The sequence below is a fragment of the Halomonas sp. AOP25-F1-15 genome (assembly GCF_052378675.1).
Classification (GTDB): domain Bacteria; phylum Pseudomonadota; class Gammaproteobacteria; order Pseudomonadales; family Halomonadaceae; genus Vreelandella; species Vreelandella casei.
Window position 1 is genome coordinate 61,947 of the sequence record NZ_JBQSXV010000004.1, and the last position, 16,776, is coordinate 78,722.

Genomic DNA, 16,776 nt, shown 5'->3' on the forward strand with positions numbered 1-16,776 from the left:
CACACTAAGTAATATCCAATGCAGCATTCACTACCCACGCTGTGCGCAAGCTTTTCCTAGCGGAGGCATCATATGCTTATAAAAATTGCCAAACCCAGTGATTTACACGAATCCGATGTAACGCCGGAGTCTATTTACCTTTCACGTCGTCGCTTTATGGGTGGCATGGCGGGCCTAGGCGCGGGGATTGCTCTGGCGGGACAAAAAGCTTACGCCAATGCCGCTGACTATTCTGATGTGCCCGACGGCAGTGCACCGCCCTGGTTAAGCGAAAAGATTAGCCAAACTGAGTGGCGCGCAGTCACCCCAAGCGATCCTGAAAAAGACATTATCGCCCCCTTTGAGGATGTCAGCAGCTATAACAATTTTTTCGAATTCGGTTCGGGAAAAAGTGACCCAGCCCGTCATGCAGGCAGCTTAGAAACTCAGCCCTGGAGCGTGGTGGTCGACGGTGAAGTTAACAACGGCGGGCGCTTTACGCTTGAAGACTTCGCCAAGCCGTCGCAGTTTGAAGAGCGTATTTACCGCCTGCGCTGCGTCGAGGCGTGGTCGATGGTCATTCCCTGGTTAGGCATTCCCCTAGCCGAGATAATCAAGCGCGCCGATCCTACCAGCAAAGCAAAATACGTGCGTTTTGAAACGCTGGTAGACCCGGATCAGATGCCAGGGCAGCGCTCGTCGTTCTCGCTGATTGACTGGCCCTACGTGGAAGGTCTGCGTTTAGACGAGGCCATGAACCCGCTCACGTTACTGGCGATGGGCATGTATGGCCGCGAACTGCCTAATCAAAACGGCGCCCCCTTACGATTAGTGGTGCCATGGAAATATGGCTTTAAGAGCATCAAATCGATTGTGCGCATTTCGTTAGTTGAAGAGCAGCCGGTCAACTCCTGGCAGGAGATTGCCGCCAACGAATACGGCTTCTACGCTAACGTGAACCCACAGGTTGACCACCCACGCTGGAGCCAAGCCTCCGAACGGCGGCTGCCCAACAGCCTGTTCAGCCCGAACCATATTGATACGCTTATGTTTAACGGCTACGCGGACGAAGTTGCCGAGATGTATGCGGGATTGGATTTAAGGGCTAATTACTGATGGCAGCACCGCGCATATGGCTTGTTTGGCGCATTGGCGTTTTCTTGGCGGCATTAACACCGCTACTGTTTTGGGGCTGGCAAGTCGCCAATAACGCTGCTGGCCCTGAGCCCGGGCGTTACCTGCTACTCAACATCGGCATTGGCGCACTGTGGATGCTGCTGCTCACGCTAAGCCTCACGCCTCTCACCAAGCTGACCCGTTGGAAAGGCTTTGCACTCATTCGGCGCCAGCTAGGCTTATGGACACTGGCCTACGCCACGCTGCATTTGCTCAGCTATGCGCTATTTATTCTGGGGCTTAACTGGGCGCTGCTAGGCAGCGAAATTGTCAAACGGCCCTACATTATTGTGGGCATGATCGCGCTAACCGGCCTTGCCGTGCTGGGTGCGACTTCCAACCGCTGGGCGATGAAACGCCTAGGCAAGCGCTGGAAACCATTGCACAAATTCTCTTACGCTATTTTAGCATTGGCACTGCTGCACTTCTTTTGGATAGTGCGCGCCGATCTGCGCGAATGGGCCATCTATGCCGCCGTTGCTGCATTGATAATGGCCACCCGCCTACCGCCTGTTGCTCGCACCCTGCCTAAGTTTCGTCAGCGGTTTAGCCGTTAAATACCCTTGACAAGGTAAGCTCTTGCAGGCTGGGTTCATGTTCAGTTCACCTAATGCCGTTATGCTATGGGCAGACAGTCTAATACCGTATTGGAGTAGTAATAATGGCCGTAAAATATTTAGGCGCTACCCGTCGGGTAATAGCGTTAGGATCGCTATTGCTCGCAGCTGACGCAAGCGCGGAGCAGTCTATAGGTGATGAACAACCTTTGCGCGTTGAACAACTGCAGCGCTGTGGCGATCTTTTACAGCAAGATATTCAAGAGTTCTGCCTGAACGTCAGCGGGCTTGATAACAGCGATTTTCAGGTAAAGCTGAACGGAATACCGCTTCAGGCCGAAAACCTTGATCACACGGATGAAAATATACGTGTCCGCATCACCAGCGCCGACACACAAAGCGGCCCGCTGTGGTTTGAGCAACACGACCAAGCGAGCAACCCGGTATGGATAAGCCTCAAAGGCAGTCACGTGGTAGCGGCCACGGACCAAGAGCTGGCGGAGAACATGGATGGCCTGACCACCTACGTGGATCTGGTCAGCGTGATTATTGAAGAAAGCTACGAAGGTGCCGAAGAAGCCCAGCGATTAGCAGAAAAGTACGGTGCAGAGGTGGTCGGTATAATCCCGCCGCTTAACACCTACCAGCTGCGCCTTCCGGTCAGCAACTTAGATGCACGCGATGCGCTAGTACTCAGGCTAGGCAGTGAAGTCAGCGTCGATGCGGTGGTGGTCGAAGAATCAGGCGCAGAAGAAAGCGTTGAGAGCGAGACCGATGAGCTGCCCGCAGCCGACGACCAGGACTGGGCGTCAAATCGCTTTTTAGACGCGGTAAATTATTATAAGCGGCGCCTGCCACGTCAGGGCGGCGATATCGAGACTCAGCCCATTCGCATTGGCGTCATCGAGCGGGAAGTAGACTTCGACGCACCGGATTTTGCCGACTACCTGGGCGACTGTCGCACGGACTCTCTTAGAACCTGTGTCTATGCACGCGATGCCGTCGCGCCCGACGGGCATGGCACAACGGTTGCCGGCGTCTTTGCCGCCGCCTGGAATGAAGGCGGCAATAGCGGCTTTCTACGCGGGCTAGACTCGGTAGGCCCAGGCTTCGATGTGATTGTTGACCGCAATTCGGATGCGGGCATTACCGCCAATATCGCCGCGTCGGTCAATCTGGTGGAAGACGGTGTACGCGTACTCAACTGGAGCTGGGGCATTCATCGAGTGGGGGCCATCGATATTGACGGAGAAGAAGTCGACTCGCTGGTGCGTTCCGGTATCGCCATGAGCGGCTATGAGGAGCTACTCGAAGAATTCTTCTTATGGCTACGCCGCGAACATCCCGACGTGGTAGTCGTCAACTCAGCGGGTAACGCCTCGTCGTTTTCTGGAAGTGATGATTATCGTCTACCGTCCTCTTTCGTGACCGACCAGCTGTTTGTGGTGGGTGGTCATCAGCAAGGCGATCAAGAACTGCAGGTTGACGACCCTGGTTACGTGGTCAAACGCGACGCGTCGAATATTGATATGCGCGTCGACATAACGGCAGCCGCCTGCGTTAGAGGCTCTTCTCTGATAGAGGGAGAGCAAGGCCCTGCCCATTGCGGCACCTCTTACGCAACGCCCCTGGTGGCCGGTTTATTGGCAGCCATGATGTCGATAGACCCCGCTCTTACACCGGCGCAATTGCGCATGCTATTGCGTCGTAGCGCTATGACCATCGGTGAAGAGTACGATTTCGAACCGACCGATGCCGATGACCTCACCGCGCCGATACTGCCATCGGAACGTGCTAATGAACTCGATCACCCGGATATCGGCCTGTCAGCCAGGTTAGACATGTACAAAGCGCTAGACCTCACCGTTCAGAGCTTGGACCGAGAGCGCTGAGCTGAGCTAGTCAAGAGGAGGCAAGACAAGCCACACGATCCAGACAAGCCCACCTTACGAGGTGGGCTTTAACTTATGTTTAGCCAAAAACTGTGCGCAGATGGCGGCGATAAGCATCGGTATCACGCTCAACGTTAGGCACTTTCATCACATCGTTGGCAATAAACGTCGGCAGCGCCGCTAAGCCGATAAACTCCTGCGATTTATGAAACGGAAAGTACACCCCATCCACTCCTCGCCCTTCAAAGAAGTTACCCGGCGCTTCGAATGCTTCCAAAGGCGCGTTCCAGGTCAACGACAGCATATAGCGGCGCCCCTGCAGTAAGCCTCCGCTGCCGTACTGCTTGCTAGGATCTTGGCGCGAACGGCCATCGCTGGCGTAGAGTGAACCGTGCCCCGCAGTAAACACTTCATCAATATAGCGCTTGACGATCCAGGGGGCGCCCATCCACCAGCCAGGCATTTGATACACAATCGTATCGGCCCACAAATAGCTCTGCACCTCGGCATCTGCATTATAACCTTGGTCAATCACTGTCTCGCGCACCTCATGCCCCAACGCCTGCAATGTACTCACTGCCACGCTTTGCAGCGTATTATTGAGTTCACCGCCAGAGTGAGCGAACGCTTTTCCGCCATTAATCAGTAAAATCTTCATTGCTTGAATTCCTAAATAATTACCTAGCAACTTGGCTATATAATATAGCTAAGCAGCATAGCTAGAGCTGCATATGGCGCGTATTGTGAGATCAAAAGAGATGGAAAAGAAGCCGTGCTGGGTCAAAATACTTTTGATTTAAAATCAACAATACTGATAACGTTATCGACTCATCTCAAAACAACAGATAAAGATCGAGATGCCTGATTAATGAGCCTCCCATATGAAAAGCACCCTTGAAGAACAGCAGGCATTTGTCACAGTGGTCGAAAGCGGCTCAATCACTAACGCCGCGGAACGGCTCGGCATTACGGTCTCTGGCGTTAGCCGTGCGCTTAATCGCCTAGAGCGAAAGCTCGGCACTACCTTGCTGCGCCGAACCACGCGTCGTTTGGAGCTCACAGAGGAAGGCGAGACGTTCTTGGGGCACTGCCGCCACATTCTGGCGGCCGTGGACGAGGCTGAAGAAGCAATGCTGGATCGCCATAGCCAGCCCAAGGGCAGGCTGAGGATCAACGCAGCCCCTAGCTTTATGCAGTTCGTGATTGTGCCGGTGATTGGCAAGTTTCGTGCTCGCTATCCTGGTATTACACTAGCGCTCGACACTCATGACCGGTTTGTCGACCTGCTAGAACAACGGGTTGATCTGGCCATCCGTATCGGCGAGTTGGAAGATTCCTCGCTTCATGCACGCTTACTCGGCTACAGCCCACTGCGCATTCTGGCAAGCCCCGCCTACCTTGAATACCATGGCGCACCGCAAAGCATTGATGATCTCAAACAGCACAGCCTGCTGGGCTTTAATCAGCTCGATCATCTCAATCGCTGGCCGCTGCGTCACGCCGATGGGGCACTCTTGGCTATTACCCCAACGCTTGCGGCCTCTAGCGGCAGCACGTTAGTGGAGCTGGCCGTAGCGGGCGAAGGCATCGTGTGTTTAGCCGACTTTATGACCATTACGCCGCGCCAGAAAGGCACCCTCGTTGAAGTGCTTCCCAACCACATTGAGCTACAGACCCAAACCGTCAATGCCGTTTACTACCGCCAAGCCACGCTTTCACAGCGTACGCGGCTGTTTATGGACTTCTTAGCAGAGCAATTACCGGGGACGTATTTACAGCGCTGAACGCAACAATTGCGATGCCATTTAACGTTAAGCTTTTCTGGCGACCATCAGCTTGCTGGCCATACGCACCGTCATAACAATGGCGCTCAAGGCAACGACGATCAAAAAAACACCTAGCGCCAACATCGCGTGGAAGCCGAATAAATCAAACAACACTAATCCGGCCAGACACCCGCTAAGGAATGAAAAAATCGTCGTTAAATGCGTGTGCAGCTGCTTTTGAAAAAAACGCCGGTCGAGCCCCTTATCGCGTGAAACAAATGACGACAAGAACGAGCCTAGTGCAATGCCAACATCCGTCAACGTGCCGGTCACGTGAGTGGATCTCACTCGCCCATTCGACAGCTGAGTTGAGGTGGAGTTGTGTACTCCCATCAGAAAGCCCAGGGTTATCAGTATTTCCCCATTGAAGCGTACCGAGTAAAACAAAATTTCAAACACCGACACTGCGGTTAATGCCACACCTTCCGCCAGGAGAATCAAGCAAAAGATTGTTCTGAATTTTTGCCCAGCAATCACGGCAACCCGCGCAAGGCCACCGCCTATCACAAATGCCAGAAGCAGAGCGGCTAGAAACAAAAAGCCATACGTATCTGAGCTAGCCACCTCACTCGATATTTGCGAGGCATTGCCACTCATATGCGAAGGGAGAAAACCAAAGGCGCCCAAGGCCATGGCGTTGAGAATACCGGCGGCCGTCGCTAACACCAGTGCCAGATAACGATCTTCGGTATGGGATCGAGCTTTCTTCTTTTTAATCAGCACAAATCTTTTCCACCATTTTGAAGTAGACAAAATAAGACGTTAAGACTAAAGCATAACTCTTAAAACGTTAATGAAACTTGAACGATTCTCTAACGCCCTACGCTGATGGTTATTGTGCTTCCCAAGCGTGCAGTGGAAAACTCAGCTTATGCTCTATCACGCTAAGGGAAAAATTGGTGTAATCTTTCTATACTGGCAGGTGGAAAAACCGCCCAACGTGCGTGATTCACCTCGCTACACTCATCGCTATTTATGTTGCTTCCAGGCCATTTAAGGATGTTATGGGTCTTCAAGAAATCGCTTTTGGTGGCATTTACCTCAGCCCACTGCTGATTTACGCATTGATTGGGTTTGTCGCAACGCTAGTGACACGCTCCCTGCTCCACTGGGCAGTCGGGCAGTATGCGCTGTGGTACGAGGCCTGGTTCGATATCTCGCTTTTTGTCATCTTTACGGCAGCCACCACCTTCATTTTTACCATTTTGCTTGAGAGCCCTTAATGCGCCCTTCGCTTCGTATTCTGCTGACCCTTATTATTGTCGCGATTGCCATTGCCGCCGGTGCCTGGCTATGGCGCTACTATCTGTACACTCCCTGGACCCGCGACGCCCGCGTACACGCCGAAGTGATCACCATTGCCCCCGATGTTTCCGGCTGGGTGCGTACCCTTGACGTTGCGGACACCGATTACGTAGCGCAAGGCGATGCGCTGTTTGATATCGATGAAACGCGCTATCAGTCTGCCGTCGACAGCGCCCAAGCCACGGTGGACCATCGCCAGGCAACGCTTGAGTTAAACCGCGCGGAAGAGGGCCGACGCAACCAATTAAGCAATAGCCGGGCGATTAGTGCCGAAAATCAGCAGATTGCACAAATTAATTCGCGTATTGCCGCCGCTGACTTAGAACAAGCCCAGGCGCAATTAGCCAGCGCCCAGCTTGATTTAGCACGCACAAAGCTTACAGCCCCCGTCAGCGGGCACGTACTTAACGTACATCTCACCACAGGCAACTACGTGAATCGCGGCACGCCGGTGATGGCACTGATAGCCGACAACTCTTACTACGTCGTCGGTTACTTCGAAGAAACCAAAATGACATCGATCAACGTTGGCGATCCGGTCAATGTCATCCTGATGAACGGTGATACTCATTTAGACGGTCGGGTTGCGGGCATTGGCCGCGGCATTGCCGATAGCAACACCAGCCTTAACCCGCAGTTGCTACCCCAGGTAGCGCCGACGTTTAACTGGGTGCGCCTGGCGCAGCGTATCCCCGTTCGCATTACGTTAAACGAAGTGCCTGATGAGATGCTGCTGAGCGTGGGTATGACGGCAACCGTGCGCGTTCGCCCTGCCGCGCAGCCTGAGTAAGTCATGTCGCCGTTTCTGCAAACCTACCTGACGCCCAACGCCACGGCGGTGAAGTTCGCCATCAAGACCACGCTTGCAATGATGCTTGCGCTCTACATTGCGCTATTGTTCGATTTAGAACGCCCCTACTGGGCGCTAATTTCCGCGGCCTTTCTGCAAATTCGTCCGATGAGCGGCATGGTGGTCGAAAAAGGCATCTGCCAGCTTGTCGGCACTTTTATTGGTGCTGTAGCGGGCATTGTAATCATGGCATTCTTCGCTCAAGCCCGCATACCCGCACTTATCACGTTGACTAGCTGGATTATGCTATGCACCTATGTTGGCTCGCTATGGCGTAATAACTATACCTATGGCTGCCTGATGGCGGCCGTCACCGCGATGCTGATCGTAGTTATTTCCAGCGGTAGCACGCCCGCGGGAATTTTCGATATCGCGGTGGCGCGCCTATCCGAGCTAGGGCTGGGCGCGGTCTGCGCCATGTTAGTTAGCTCGCTGCTATGGCCATCCCATGTGGGAACGCATCTTGCCACCCAGGCCGACAGCGTGATCAACGAAGCCTTTGAGCATGCCGCCCTGCGCCTGGAAGCTAGCGACGATATTTCCGCCATGCAGAAGGCTCTTCGAGGTAGCTTAGGCCCGTTAACCTTACTAGAAACCGATAGCCAAGCTGCGCGTTTTGAAGGCCCTATTGGCCCGGGGCGGGTACGCGCGACCCATGTGCTAACGCGCCGCACCCTGCGCTTTTTCGCCAATTTACAGGCACTCCATCAACTTATGCACGACCACGCCGACCGGCTTGACCCACAAAGCCTTCAGTTGGCATGTCGCGTTGCGCAGGGTTTTCGTGATGCAGAACACGTCAAAGGCGTCATTGAGGCCAGAAAAGCGCTTCAAGCGCTGCGTCATGAGGTCCATGAAAGCGATGATGAAAGCAGCTTAGCACCGCTAGACCGCCGCCTTCGATTAGGGCTACGTGAATCAATTGGCCACGCTATGGTCATGCTCGATGCCCGTGAAGCCATAGCCTCGCCAGGACGCTATAAATTACGTTCATCGCAGCTAGCCTGGCACCGCGATCACCTTGCCGCTAGCATTAATGCCATACGCTCAGGGCTGGTGTTTTCGCTGCTGGCGACCTTTTGGATTGTCACTGCCTGGCAGAGCGCGATGATTGCGATGATGCTAGGCACTCTGTTTTCGGCTTTCTTCGCCAGTCGTGACAACCCGATAGCGATTACCATGATGTTTTATAAGGGCATGCTGGCCGCCATTCCCAGCGCTTTTCTATTTGGCCATGTGCTGCTTTCTCAGGCCAATAGCTTTCCGTTACTCGCACTCATTTTCGGAACACCGCTATTTTTAGGCCTGTTAGGGGCCACGAATATGGCGACCATGGGGTACTGCCTCGCCTTTACTATTTTCAACATCCTATTGACGATGCCCGGCAATGGTATGGACTTCTCGTTTGATAGTTTTGCCAACCGAGCCATCTCGGTGATTATCGGCCTTAGCTGCGTCGTCATGGCCTTTCGTCTGCTCCCAGGCCTGGGCACTCAGCTGAGACGACGACGCCTGATAAAAGCGATCTCCAAAGATATCCATGCGCTGAGACGAAACTCCATTCGCGACGCCGAAACCCGCTTCAGCGGCCACATGGCGGACCGTCTACTGCATCTAGCACAGCACGATGACATGCTGCCCGAAGAGCAGCGCCACCTATTCATTCTTGGCCTTACCGGGCTCGATCTCGGCACCGCCACGCTAAGGCTGCGCGACCGGCTAGACGATGCCCCGCATCCGCAGATCCGCCAAGCGCATCAAAACCTTCTGCGCACACTCGCTACCGGTTTTGAGCACAGCGCTACCGGCCACCAGCCACAAGGCATTCGCGAGGCAGGAAAAGAGCTGGATGCAGCGATTACAACCTACGGCAATGTACCCGCCGACCGCCGCATCCTGCTGGAAGGCCTGATTGAACGGTTGGAGCTCTCGCTTGAGCGTCTGGCGCGCATCATGGCAGAGCGGCCGCATCTTAAGCGTGATAACAGCTTACAAACGAAGACGACACAGGCGGCTCAAAAGTAGCTGTGTGTAGCTATTTTTTGGCATCTGATGATTTTTTCTGCAATGCATCGCTAAACGCGGCGGCTAGAATACCGGTGGGCATGGCGATGATACCGATGCCTGCCACGGCGGTTAGGCCCGCAAAGAACTTCCCAAGCGCCGTGATAGGCGTTACGTCGCCATAGCCAACGGTGGTTAGCGTGGCGATGCTCCACCACAATGCGCGCGGCACGCTGCCAAACGCCTCGGGCTGCGCGGCGGCTTCCACCACGTAAAGACAGCAGGATGAAAATAGTAGCAGCAACCCCGCCACGCCCGCGCTTAGCAAAAGCTCATGAGAACGGGACTTTAACGCGTCAGCCAATGACACCCAAGCCTGGCTAAACCGCCCCAGCCGGGCGAGACGCAGCATGCGCGCTAAGCGTAAGAGCCGCAGCAGGAAGGCGTTGTTGTGGGTCATAAAACCCAAGAAGTAAGGCAAGATGGCGATTAGGTCCACCAGCGCCCAGAACGTAAACATATAGCGAAGCCGACCACCGAATCCGCGATAGCGCGGGTCTTCACCCATGGCATAAAGCCGTAACAGATACTCAACCGTAAAGATCACAACAAACGCGGTCTCAAGTACAGAGAATAGCCCCGGTGCTCGTTGGCGAAGTGTGGGTTCGGTCTCTAAAATGGCCGCGAAAGAGGCAGCCAAAATCAGCGCGCAAATCACCTTATTGAGCAGCGACAGCCCAAGCTGCTGACGGGCTTCCGCCGCCAACTGACGGTATAAAATAGCTCTATTCATACCTTCGCTCCAACAGTCGTCGGTTGACGTAAATCAATCGAGAGATGACCACCTTAGCATGCATGTTCGGACGCTTATTCCTTGGATACAAGGCGTAGATCACCAATGGAGGCCAGCGCAGTTTGAATGGTTCTTATGCTGTTCTCGCTACGTGATATGTGAATTATGCTATCGGCGCCTCCAGCCGGACTCTTTATAGATCATTATTAATACAATATTGAATACCTTTTTCGCAAAAGCCCCCAGCCTGGGCCGGGGGCTTGTAAAACACTTGAGCCTAACGCGTTAAGCTTAGGAGTCTACGTGAAACGCCATGGTGGCGTTTACCGCCTTCTTCCAACCTGCATAGAGCTCATCGCGCTTTTCGTCTTTCATCTGCGGCGTAAAGCGCCGCTCTAGCGCCCACTGCTTGACGATCTCATCGCGTGATTTCCAAAATCCTACGGCGAGTCCGGCGAGATAAGCCGCCCCAAGCGCAGTGGTCTCGTTTACCTCGCAACGCAGTACGTCGACCCCCAGGATATCGGCCTGGAACTGGGCAAGAAAATCATTGGAGATCGCCCCGCCATCGGTGCGAAGCTCAGTCAGCGCAATGTCAGCATCAGCCTGCATGGCTTTGAGGACATCGGCACTTTGATACGCAAGCGACTCCACCGCCGCACGCACAAAGTGCTCTTTCTGGGTTCCCCGAGAGAGCCCAAACATGGCACCGCGCACGTTGGAGTTCCAGTAAGGTGCCCCTAAACCGGTAAAGGCAGGCACCATATAAACGCCGTCATTATCTTTAGCGCGTGTGGCATACGCTTCTGAATCCGAAGCTTTTCCCAGCATTCTCAGGCCATCACGCAGCCACTGAATCACTGAGCCCGCCACAAACACGCTGCCTTCCAAGGCGTACTCCAGCGTGCCATCCACTTCCCACGCCACGGTGGTAAGCAGGCCGTTTTTAGAGGGCGTGGCGTGGGTGCCGGTATTCATTAGCGTAAAGCAGCCGGTGCCATACGTATTTTTTGCCATACCTGGCTCAAAACAGGCCTGACCAAACAGAGCCGCATTCTGGTCGCCGGCGATACCCGCAATCGGCACCTCTTGGCCCATCAGGAACTTAGGCAGTATGTTGCCGTAGATCTCACTGCTGGACTTAACCTCGGGAAGCATCGACTCCGGGACACCGAACAGTTCAAGAAGCTCCGGGTCCCACTGCCGATCACGAATATTAAACAGCATCGTACGCGAAGCGTTACTGACATCGGTGACATGCACGGCACCGCCCGTCAGGTTCCACACCAACCATGAATCTATGGTGCCGAAAAGCAGATCGCCCTTCTCCGCTTTCTCCTTAACACCCGCCACGTTCTCAAATAACCACTTCAACTTAGTGGCAGAGAAATAAGCGTCAATGACCAGCCCGGTTTTATCGCGAATCATATCGGCGTGGCCTGCTTCACGCAGCTCATCGCAGATCTCGGCAGAGTGGCGCGACTGCCAAACAATGGCGTTATGGACGGCCTGCCCGGTGTTTTTGTCCCACACCACGGTGGTTTCACGCTGATTGGTAATACCGATGGAGGCGATCTCGGCAACATCAATACCACTGTTGTTAATCACCTCCGTTAAGGTGGTCAGCACGCTGGTCATGATCTCGCGAGGACAGTGTTCAACCCAGCCAGGGCGCGTAAAAATCTGCTCAAACTCGTGCTGCGCCACGCTGACTATCCGGCCGTCATGGTCAAATAGCATCGCCCGCGAGCTAGTGGTGCCTTGATCAATAGCGAGAACGTAGTTTTTCTGGCTCATGAAATGCCTCTCAATCGTTAACGTTAAGTGATTGTTTTAAAAAATCAGCAGGCTGCCTTAATAAATGCTGACTTAATAAACTCTGACTTAATAAACATAGGCGGCAAGCCCAGCAAGGACACTGCCGATAGCGGGCCCTAGGATTGGCACCCATGCGTAGGACCAGTTGCTTGTCCCTTTATGTTTAATGGGAAGTAGCGCGTGAGCAATACGCGGCCCCAAATCTCGGGCGGGGTTGATTGCATAGCCTGTTGGCCCGCCTAGCGAAGCGCCAATCGACACTACCAGCAGTGCTACGGCCAGCGGGCCAAGCCCTGACGGCGTATGGCCAAACATGATAATGACAAATATAAGCACAAAGGTACCAATGATCTCGGTCACCAGATTCCACCCGTAGGAGGGAATTGCCGGGCCTGTAGAGAACGTTGCTAATATGCTTGAAGCATCCTCAGTGTCATCGTAATGCTTTTTATAGGCTAGGTAACAAACGACTGCGCCCAGCCAGGCACCGATGATTTCAGCCGTAAAATAGGCGGCGGTGGTAGCAACGTTGATAGGAATGCCGGGCGCGTATTCAGTTGCCGGGCCTACAAGCAGTCCAAGGGTAACGGCAGGGTTAATATGGGCACCGGTGTCAAAGGCGACGTAAACCGCGCAAAAAACCGCCAACCCCCAACCAAAGAAGATAACGATACCATCGCTGCCATTACCGTTGGTTTTGTTCAACAGCACGTTAGCCACCACCCCACACCCCAAGAGCGTTAATACCGCTGTACCGGCTATTTCATGTAGAAAAATTGTTCCAAGCATTGTCACCCCGCCGCCCTTTTTGCCCCAGCTCGCTTTTATTGAAAGCAGCCAATGTTGTATTTCGAAAATATTTTTCTTTTTGGCATCCTATAGCGGGTATTAAAAAAAACAATATAAAAAAAACAACGCCTTTCAAATAACCACATATGCAGTTGATTTTAAAGGAATACAAAGAGCGATAGACATTAGTTTAATATGGAGTTTACATTGTTAATAGTCATCATTAATTCACATAGGCAGCAAATCCTGTCAAATAACGAACATTTTATGATGCAGTTGTTTCCGGCTCGTTACCGTTAAGCCCACGTAATTTATAGGCGCAATTGATAGCTAATATCCTGCAGGAATGGCTAATAGCCTACCGTCAGCATCAAATACTAAGAATTCTCATACACATTTACATTTACGAATCATTTTTATATGATCACCCCGTTATTGAACGATATAAAACTAATGAGCGAGCGCCGCCAAGGCGTGACTAAAGGGATCATATGAAAACGTCGTCACTTCATGTTTTAGATTGCATGCAACATTCTGTGCCTAGCCATTTAACGGCCTCTTTCTCCTTGCGAAGCGCTACCTTCACCGCACTTATCGCGGGCTCTCTATTTGCTTCGAGCAGCGCATTGGCTCAGTCGGGTTCCGCCAACGATGCCGAATCGCTAGGCACCGTGACAGTGACCGGCACCAATTTATATGAGAACGTTGGCTATACGCGGCGCACCACTAGCGCAGGCACAGGCTTAACGCTGAGTCAGAAAGAGCTGCCACAAGCCATCAGCATCGTCACCGAGCAGCGTATTCAGGATCAAAATCTGGCCACCATCGAAGACGTCTTGAGAAACACCACCGGCATTTCAGTGCGCAATGTTGATAGTGACCGCGTCAGCTTTGCAGCGCGCGGCTTTCGCATCAATAGCTTTCAGTACGACGGCATTCCGACGCTCAATACCGATAACCGCTGGTACTTCGGCGAAGGCCGGCTGAATACGGCGATCTACGACCGCGTTGAGGTGATTCGCGGCGCTAACGGGCTCGTTAGCGGTTCGGGAAACCCGGGGGCATCGGTTAACTTTGTGCGTAAGCACGCTGACAGCCGCGAGTTTACTGGTTCGGTTTCCGGCACGCTGGGCAGTTGGGATCAGCAAGGTACCACCGTTGATCTCACCACACCGCTAACGGCTTCAGGCAATGTGCGTGCGCGGTTTATCGGCGGTTACGAGGAGGGCGGCGCCCACCTTGATCGCCAGGACAAGCGCCGCACGTTCGGTTACGGGATTATCGACGCCGATGTGACCGATGCCACCACGCTTTCGATAGGCTTTGATTACCAGGATAGCCATACCTCCTCGCCCACCTGGGGCGGTTTACCGCTATGGTTCAGCAACGGTACGCCCACCAACTACTCACGTTCATTTAGCGTCGCACCAGACTGGTCCTACTACGATTTCGAGTCTGAGAAAGTCTTCGCTGAAATCAGCCACCGTTTCGACAACGACTGGCAAGTGCGCGTCGTGGGCACGCATGAAAAAACCGATATGGATGGCAAGAAGGCTTACCCTTACGTAGAGGCAACGCTGCCGGATCAAATGGATGGTAGCGGAGTGGACTTCTTTACCGGATGGAACCGTGGGCACCGTGAAGTCGACTCTGTAGACGTCCAGGCCAGCGGCCCGTTTGCACTATTAGGTCGTGAGCATGAACTTGTCATCGGCGGCAGCTACAGCGACCAAACCAACGACTACGAAAGCACCTTCATCTCTGGCTTTGACGTTGATGATTTAAACCATTGGGATGGCTCGGCCCCGAACGAAGGTTGGCCTGAATTCACCCCTTCTGAAGCTTCCAGCACCCGTCAGAAAGCCGTTTATACTGCCTCGCGCTTTTCGCTAGCTGATCCGCTAACGCTGATTGTGGGCGCACGCTATACAGAGTGGGATGGGATGACGCTATTCCGCAGCCTGGATAGCCAGAGCAAGTACGAAGTCACGCCGTATGGCGGCTTAGTGTTTGATTTTAATGATACCTACTCGGCCTTTGCCAGCTACACCGAAATTTTTGAGCCCCAGAACTATCGCGATGCTGACGGTACCTACCTAGATCCGGTCGTGGGCAAAAACTACGAAACCGGCCTCAAGGCTGCGTGGTTCAATGGTCTGCTCAACGGCTCTTTCTCCGTGTTTCGTATCGAGCAGGACAACGTTGCTGCGGCCCTGCCAATGGTGGGCCCTGGCCAAACCGAGACGTTTTATTCTGCCGCTGACGGCGTAGTGAGTGAAGGGTTTGAAATGGAGCTGAGCGGCGCGGTGACCGAGGACCTTAATATGACCGTCGGCTACTCCCACTTCACTGCAACGTCCGACGATGACTCGTTCAACATTAATCAGCCGCGTTCGCTGTTCAACCTCTTCGCCAGCTATAACGTACCGCAACTACGCGAGCTGACCCTCGGCGGTGGCGTTAACTGGCAGAGCAGCCTCTTCGCCGGTGACCTTACTACCCCGCCCGGAATACCCAACGAGTTCGAGCAGAGTAGCTATACGCTGGCCAACCTGTTTGGCCGCTACCAGTTCACGCCGGACCTGTCGCTTCAGGTTAACGTCAAGAATCTGTTCGATGAGAAGTACTACAGCAATGTGGGTGGCTACGGCGTTTACGGCGAACCCGCAAGCATCTCCTCAACACTGCGCTACGCGTTCTAATTGACGCACGCGCTGTCAGCCACTGATGGCTACATGGCCGCCTTGAACACCGTTTGAGGCGGCCATCTTATTCATTTGGAGCGTCATGATGACCTGGTTACTGAGTAGTAAAACGCTCGGCCTTGCGATGATTGCAACACTCGCTTTGAACTCAACACTGGCTACCGCCCAAGAATATCCGCTTGAAATTGAGCACGCCCTGGGCACAACCGTGCTGACCCAAAAGCCTGAGCGGATCGCGACGGTGGCCTGGGCAAACCATGAGATACCGCTTTCTCTTGGCGTTGTGCCGGTTGGCTTTGCTGCCGCAGGCTTTGGTGACGATGACAACTCTGGCCTGCTTCCTTGGGTAGAAGCACATTTTGCAGAGATTGATGCTCCGCTTCCGGCGCTGTTCGACGAAGGTGACGGAATTGATTTCGAAGCCGTTGCCGCCAGCCAGCCCGATGTCATTCTTGCCGCGTACTCAGGGCTCAGCCAATCCGACTATGACACCTTGAGTCAGATAGCGCCGGTCGTCGCCTACACCGAAGGCCCCTGGGCCACCGATTGGCGCGATATGATTCTGCTCAATAGCGCGGGCATGGGCATGGCTGAAGAAGGTGAGGCGCTGGTCGAACGTCTTGAGACAACCATTGCCGATACCGCCGCCGCCCATACCGAGCTTGAAGGTAAAACGGCGATGTTCGTGACCCACCTTGATCCCACTAACCTTGGGCGTATCTCTTTTTACAACGACAACGATGCGCGCGTGCAGTTTTTTCATGATTTAGGGATGGTCTCGCCAGCGATCGTCAAACAGAACTCACCGCCCGGCAAATACTCAGGCGAAATCAGTTCTGAGCTGATTGATGAGCTCAACGATGTGGATATTCTCGTCACCTACGGTGGCCAAGCGCTGGTTGATCAGCTCGAAGCCCACCCGCTAACGTCCCGACTCCCGGCCGTTGAAAACGGCGCCATTGTGCTGCTGGGCAATACACCGCTGGGCGCTGCGGCCAACCCTACCCCGATGTCGATCCCTTGGTTATTAGACGATTATGCTGACCTACTCTCAGAAGCCGCACGTCAGTCAGACTAACGGT

General features: G+C 53.7%; 14 protein-coding genes. 9 read left to right on the plus strand and 5 right to left on the minus strand.

Going from position 1 to position 16,776, the window contains the following annotated elements; translation table 11 throughout:
- The first annotated feature begins 72 nt into the window (after window positions 1-72).
- The 3 genes from msrP (at window position 73) to ACT3TF_RS08655 (ending at window position 3,604) form a co-directional block, all read left to right on the plus strand.
- On the plus strand, window positions 73-1,095 hold the full coding sequence (gene msrP / locus ACT3TF_RS08645; RefSeq protein WP_096281883.1) for a protein-methionine-sulfoxide reductase catalytic subunit MsrP: 1,023 nt from the start codon (window positions 73-75) through the stop codon (window positions 1,093-1,095).
- On the plus strand, window positions 1,095-1,712 hold the full coding sequence (gene msrQ / locus ACT3TF_RS08650) for a protein-methionine-sulfoxide reductase heme-binding subunit MsrQ (RefSeq protein ID WP_096281884.1): 618 nt from the start codon (window positions 1,095-1,097) through the stop codon (window positions 1,710-1,712). Before msrP ends, msrQ begins: the two co-directional genes overlap by 1 nt.
- 104 nt (window positions 1,713-1,816) lie before the next feature.
- Window positions 1,817-3,604 carry a S8/S53 family peptidase gene (locus ACT3TF_RS08655; RefSeq protein ID WP_096281885.1) on the plus strand — a complete coding sequence of 596 codons (1,788 nt, stop codon included), beginning with the start codon at window positions 1,817-1,819 and terminating at the stop codon, window positions 3,602-3,604.
- Window positions 3,605-3,683: 79 nt separating this feature from the next.
- Here ACT3TF_RS08655 and ACT3TF_RS08660 read toward each other — a convergent pair whose 3' ends face one another.
- The gene (locus tag ACT3TF_RS08660; protein ID WP_096281886.1) at window positions 3,684-4,262 is read right to left on the minus strand and encodes an NAD(P)H-dependent oxidoreductase; all 579 of its coding nucleotides are present in this window, start codon (window positions 4,260-4,262) and stop codon (window positions 3,684-3,686) included.
- A gap of 223 nt (window positions 4,263-4,485) precedes the next feature.
- Here ACT3TF_RS08660 and ACT3TF_RS08665 point away from each other — a divergent pair, with 223 nt between their 5' ends.
- A complete protein-coding gene (locus ACT3TF_RS08665; protein ID WP_096281887.1) occupies window positions 4,486-5,388 on the plus strand; it encodes a LysR substrate-binding domain-containing protein in 903 nt (300 codons plus the stop codon).
- A gap of 27 nt (window positions 5,389-5,415) precedes the next feature.
- Here ACT3TF_RS08665 and ACT3TF_RS08670 read toward each other — a convergent pair whose 3' ends face one another.
- On the minus strand, window positions 5,416-6,153 hold the full coding sequence (locus ACT3TF_RS08670) for a YoaK family protein (RefSeq protein WP_096281888.1): 738 nt from the start codon (window positions 6,151-6,153) through the stop codon (window positions 5,416-5,418).
- Window positions 6,154-6,434: 281 nt separating this feature from the next.
- Between ACT3TF_RS08670 and ACT3TF_RS08675 the strand changes: the two genes are divergently transcribed.
- From ACT3TF_RS08675 to ACT3TF_RS08685, 3 genes are read left to right on the plus strand one after another with little or no spacing between them, the layout of a single operon-like run.
- Complete coding sequence (locus tag ACT3TF_RS08675) at window positions 6,435-6,653, plus strand: DUF1656 domain-containing protein (protein WP_096281889.1); 219 nt, start codon at window positions 6,435-6,437, stop codon at window positions 6,651-6,653.
- Entirely contained in the window at window positions 6,653-7,525 is an 873-nt protein-coding gene (locus ACT3TF_RS08680) for an efflux RND transporter periplasmic adaptor subunit (protein WP_096281890.1), read from the plus strand. The genes ACT3TF_RS08675 and ACT3TF_RS08680 overlap by 1 nt, the downstream gene beginning before the upstream one ends.
- A gap of 3 nt (window positions 7,526-7,528) precedes the next feature.
- Window positions 7,529-9,610 carry an FUSC family protein gene (locus tag ACT3TF_RS08685; RefSeq protein WP_444624519.1) on the plus strand — a complete coding sequence of 694 codons (2,082 nt, stop codon included), beginning with the start codon at window positions 7,529-7,531 and terminating at the stop codon, window positions 9,608-9,610.
- Window positions 9,611-9,620: 10 nt separating this feature from the next.
- Here the strand turns inward: ACT3TF_RS08685 and ACT3TF_RS08690 are convergent, their stop codons facing one another.
- The 3 genes from ACT3TF_RS08690 to ACT3TF_RS08700 form a co-directional block, all read right to left on the minus strand.
- A complete protein-coding gene (locus ACT3TF_RS08690; protein ID WP_444672044.1) occupies window positions 9,621-10,382 on the minus strand; it encodes an ion transporter in 762 nt (253 codons plus the stop codon).
- A gap of 291 nt (window positions 10,383-10,673) precedes the next feature.
- Window positions 10,674-12,179 (minus strand): glycerol kinase GlpK, encoded by a 1,506-nt coding sequence (glpK, locus tag ACT3TF_RS08695; protein ID WP_096281893.1) that lies wholly within the window; start codon window positions 12,177-12,179, stop codon window positions 10,674-10,676.
- 87 nt (window positions 12,180-12,266) lie between these two features.
- On the minus strand, window positions 12,267-12,989 hold the full coding sequence (locus tag ACT3TF_RS08700) for an MIP/aquaporin family protein (protein WP_096281894.1): 723 nt from the start codon (window positions 12,987-12,989) through the stop codon (window positions 12,267-12,269).
- A gap of 524 nt (window positions 12,990-13,513) precedes the next feature.
- Here ACT3TF_RS08700 and fhuE point away from each other — a divergent pair.
- Together fhuE and ACT3TF_RS08710 are read left to right on the plus strand one after the other, a co-directional pair.
- Window positions 13,514-15,691, plus strand: a complete 2,178-nt coding sequence (fhuE, locus tag ACT3TF_RS08705; RefSeq protein WP_255249113.1) for a ferric-rhodotorulic acid/ferric-coprogen receptor FhuE — start codon at window positions 13,514-13,516, stop codon at window positions 15,689-15,691.
- A gap of 85 nt (window positions 15,692-15,776) precedes the next feature.
- Window positions 15,777-16,772 (plus strand): iron-siderophore ABC transporter substrate-binding protein, encoded by a 996-nt coding sequence (locus tag ACT3TF_RS08710; protein ID WP_427046946.1) that lies wholly within the window; start codon window positions 15,777-15,779, stop codon window positions 16,770-16,772.
- The last annotated feature ends 4 nt before the right edge of the window (window positions 16,773-16,776 follow it).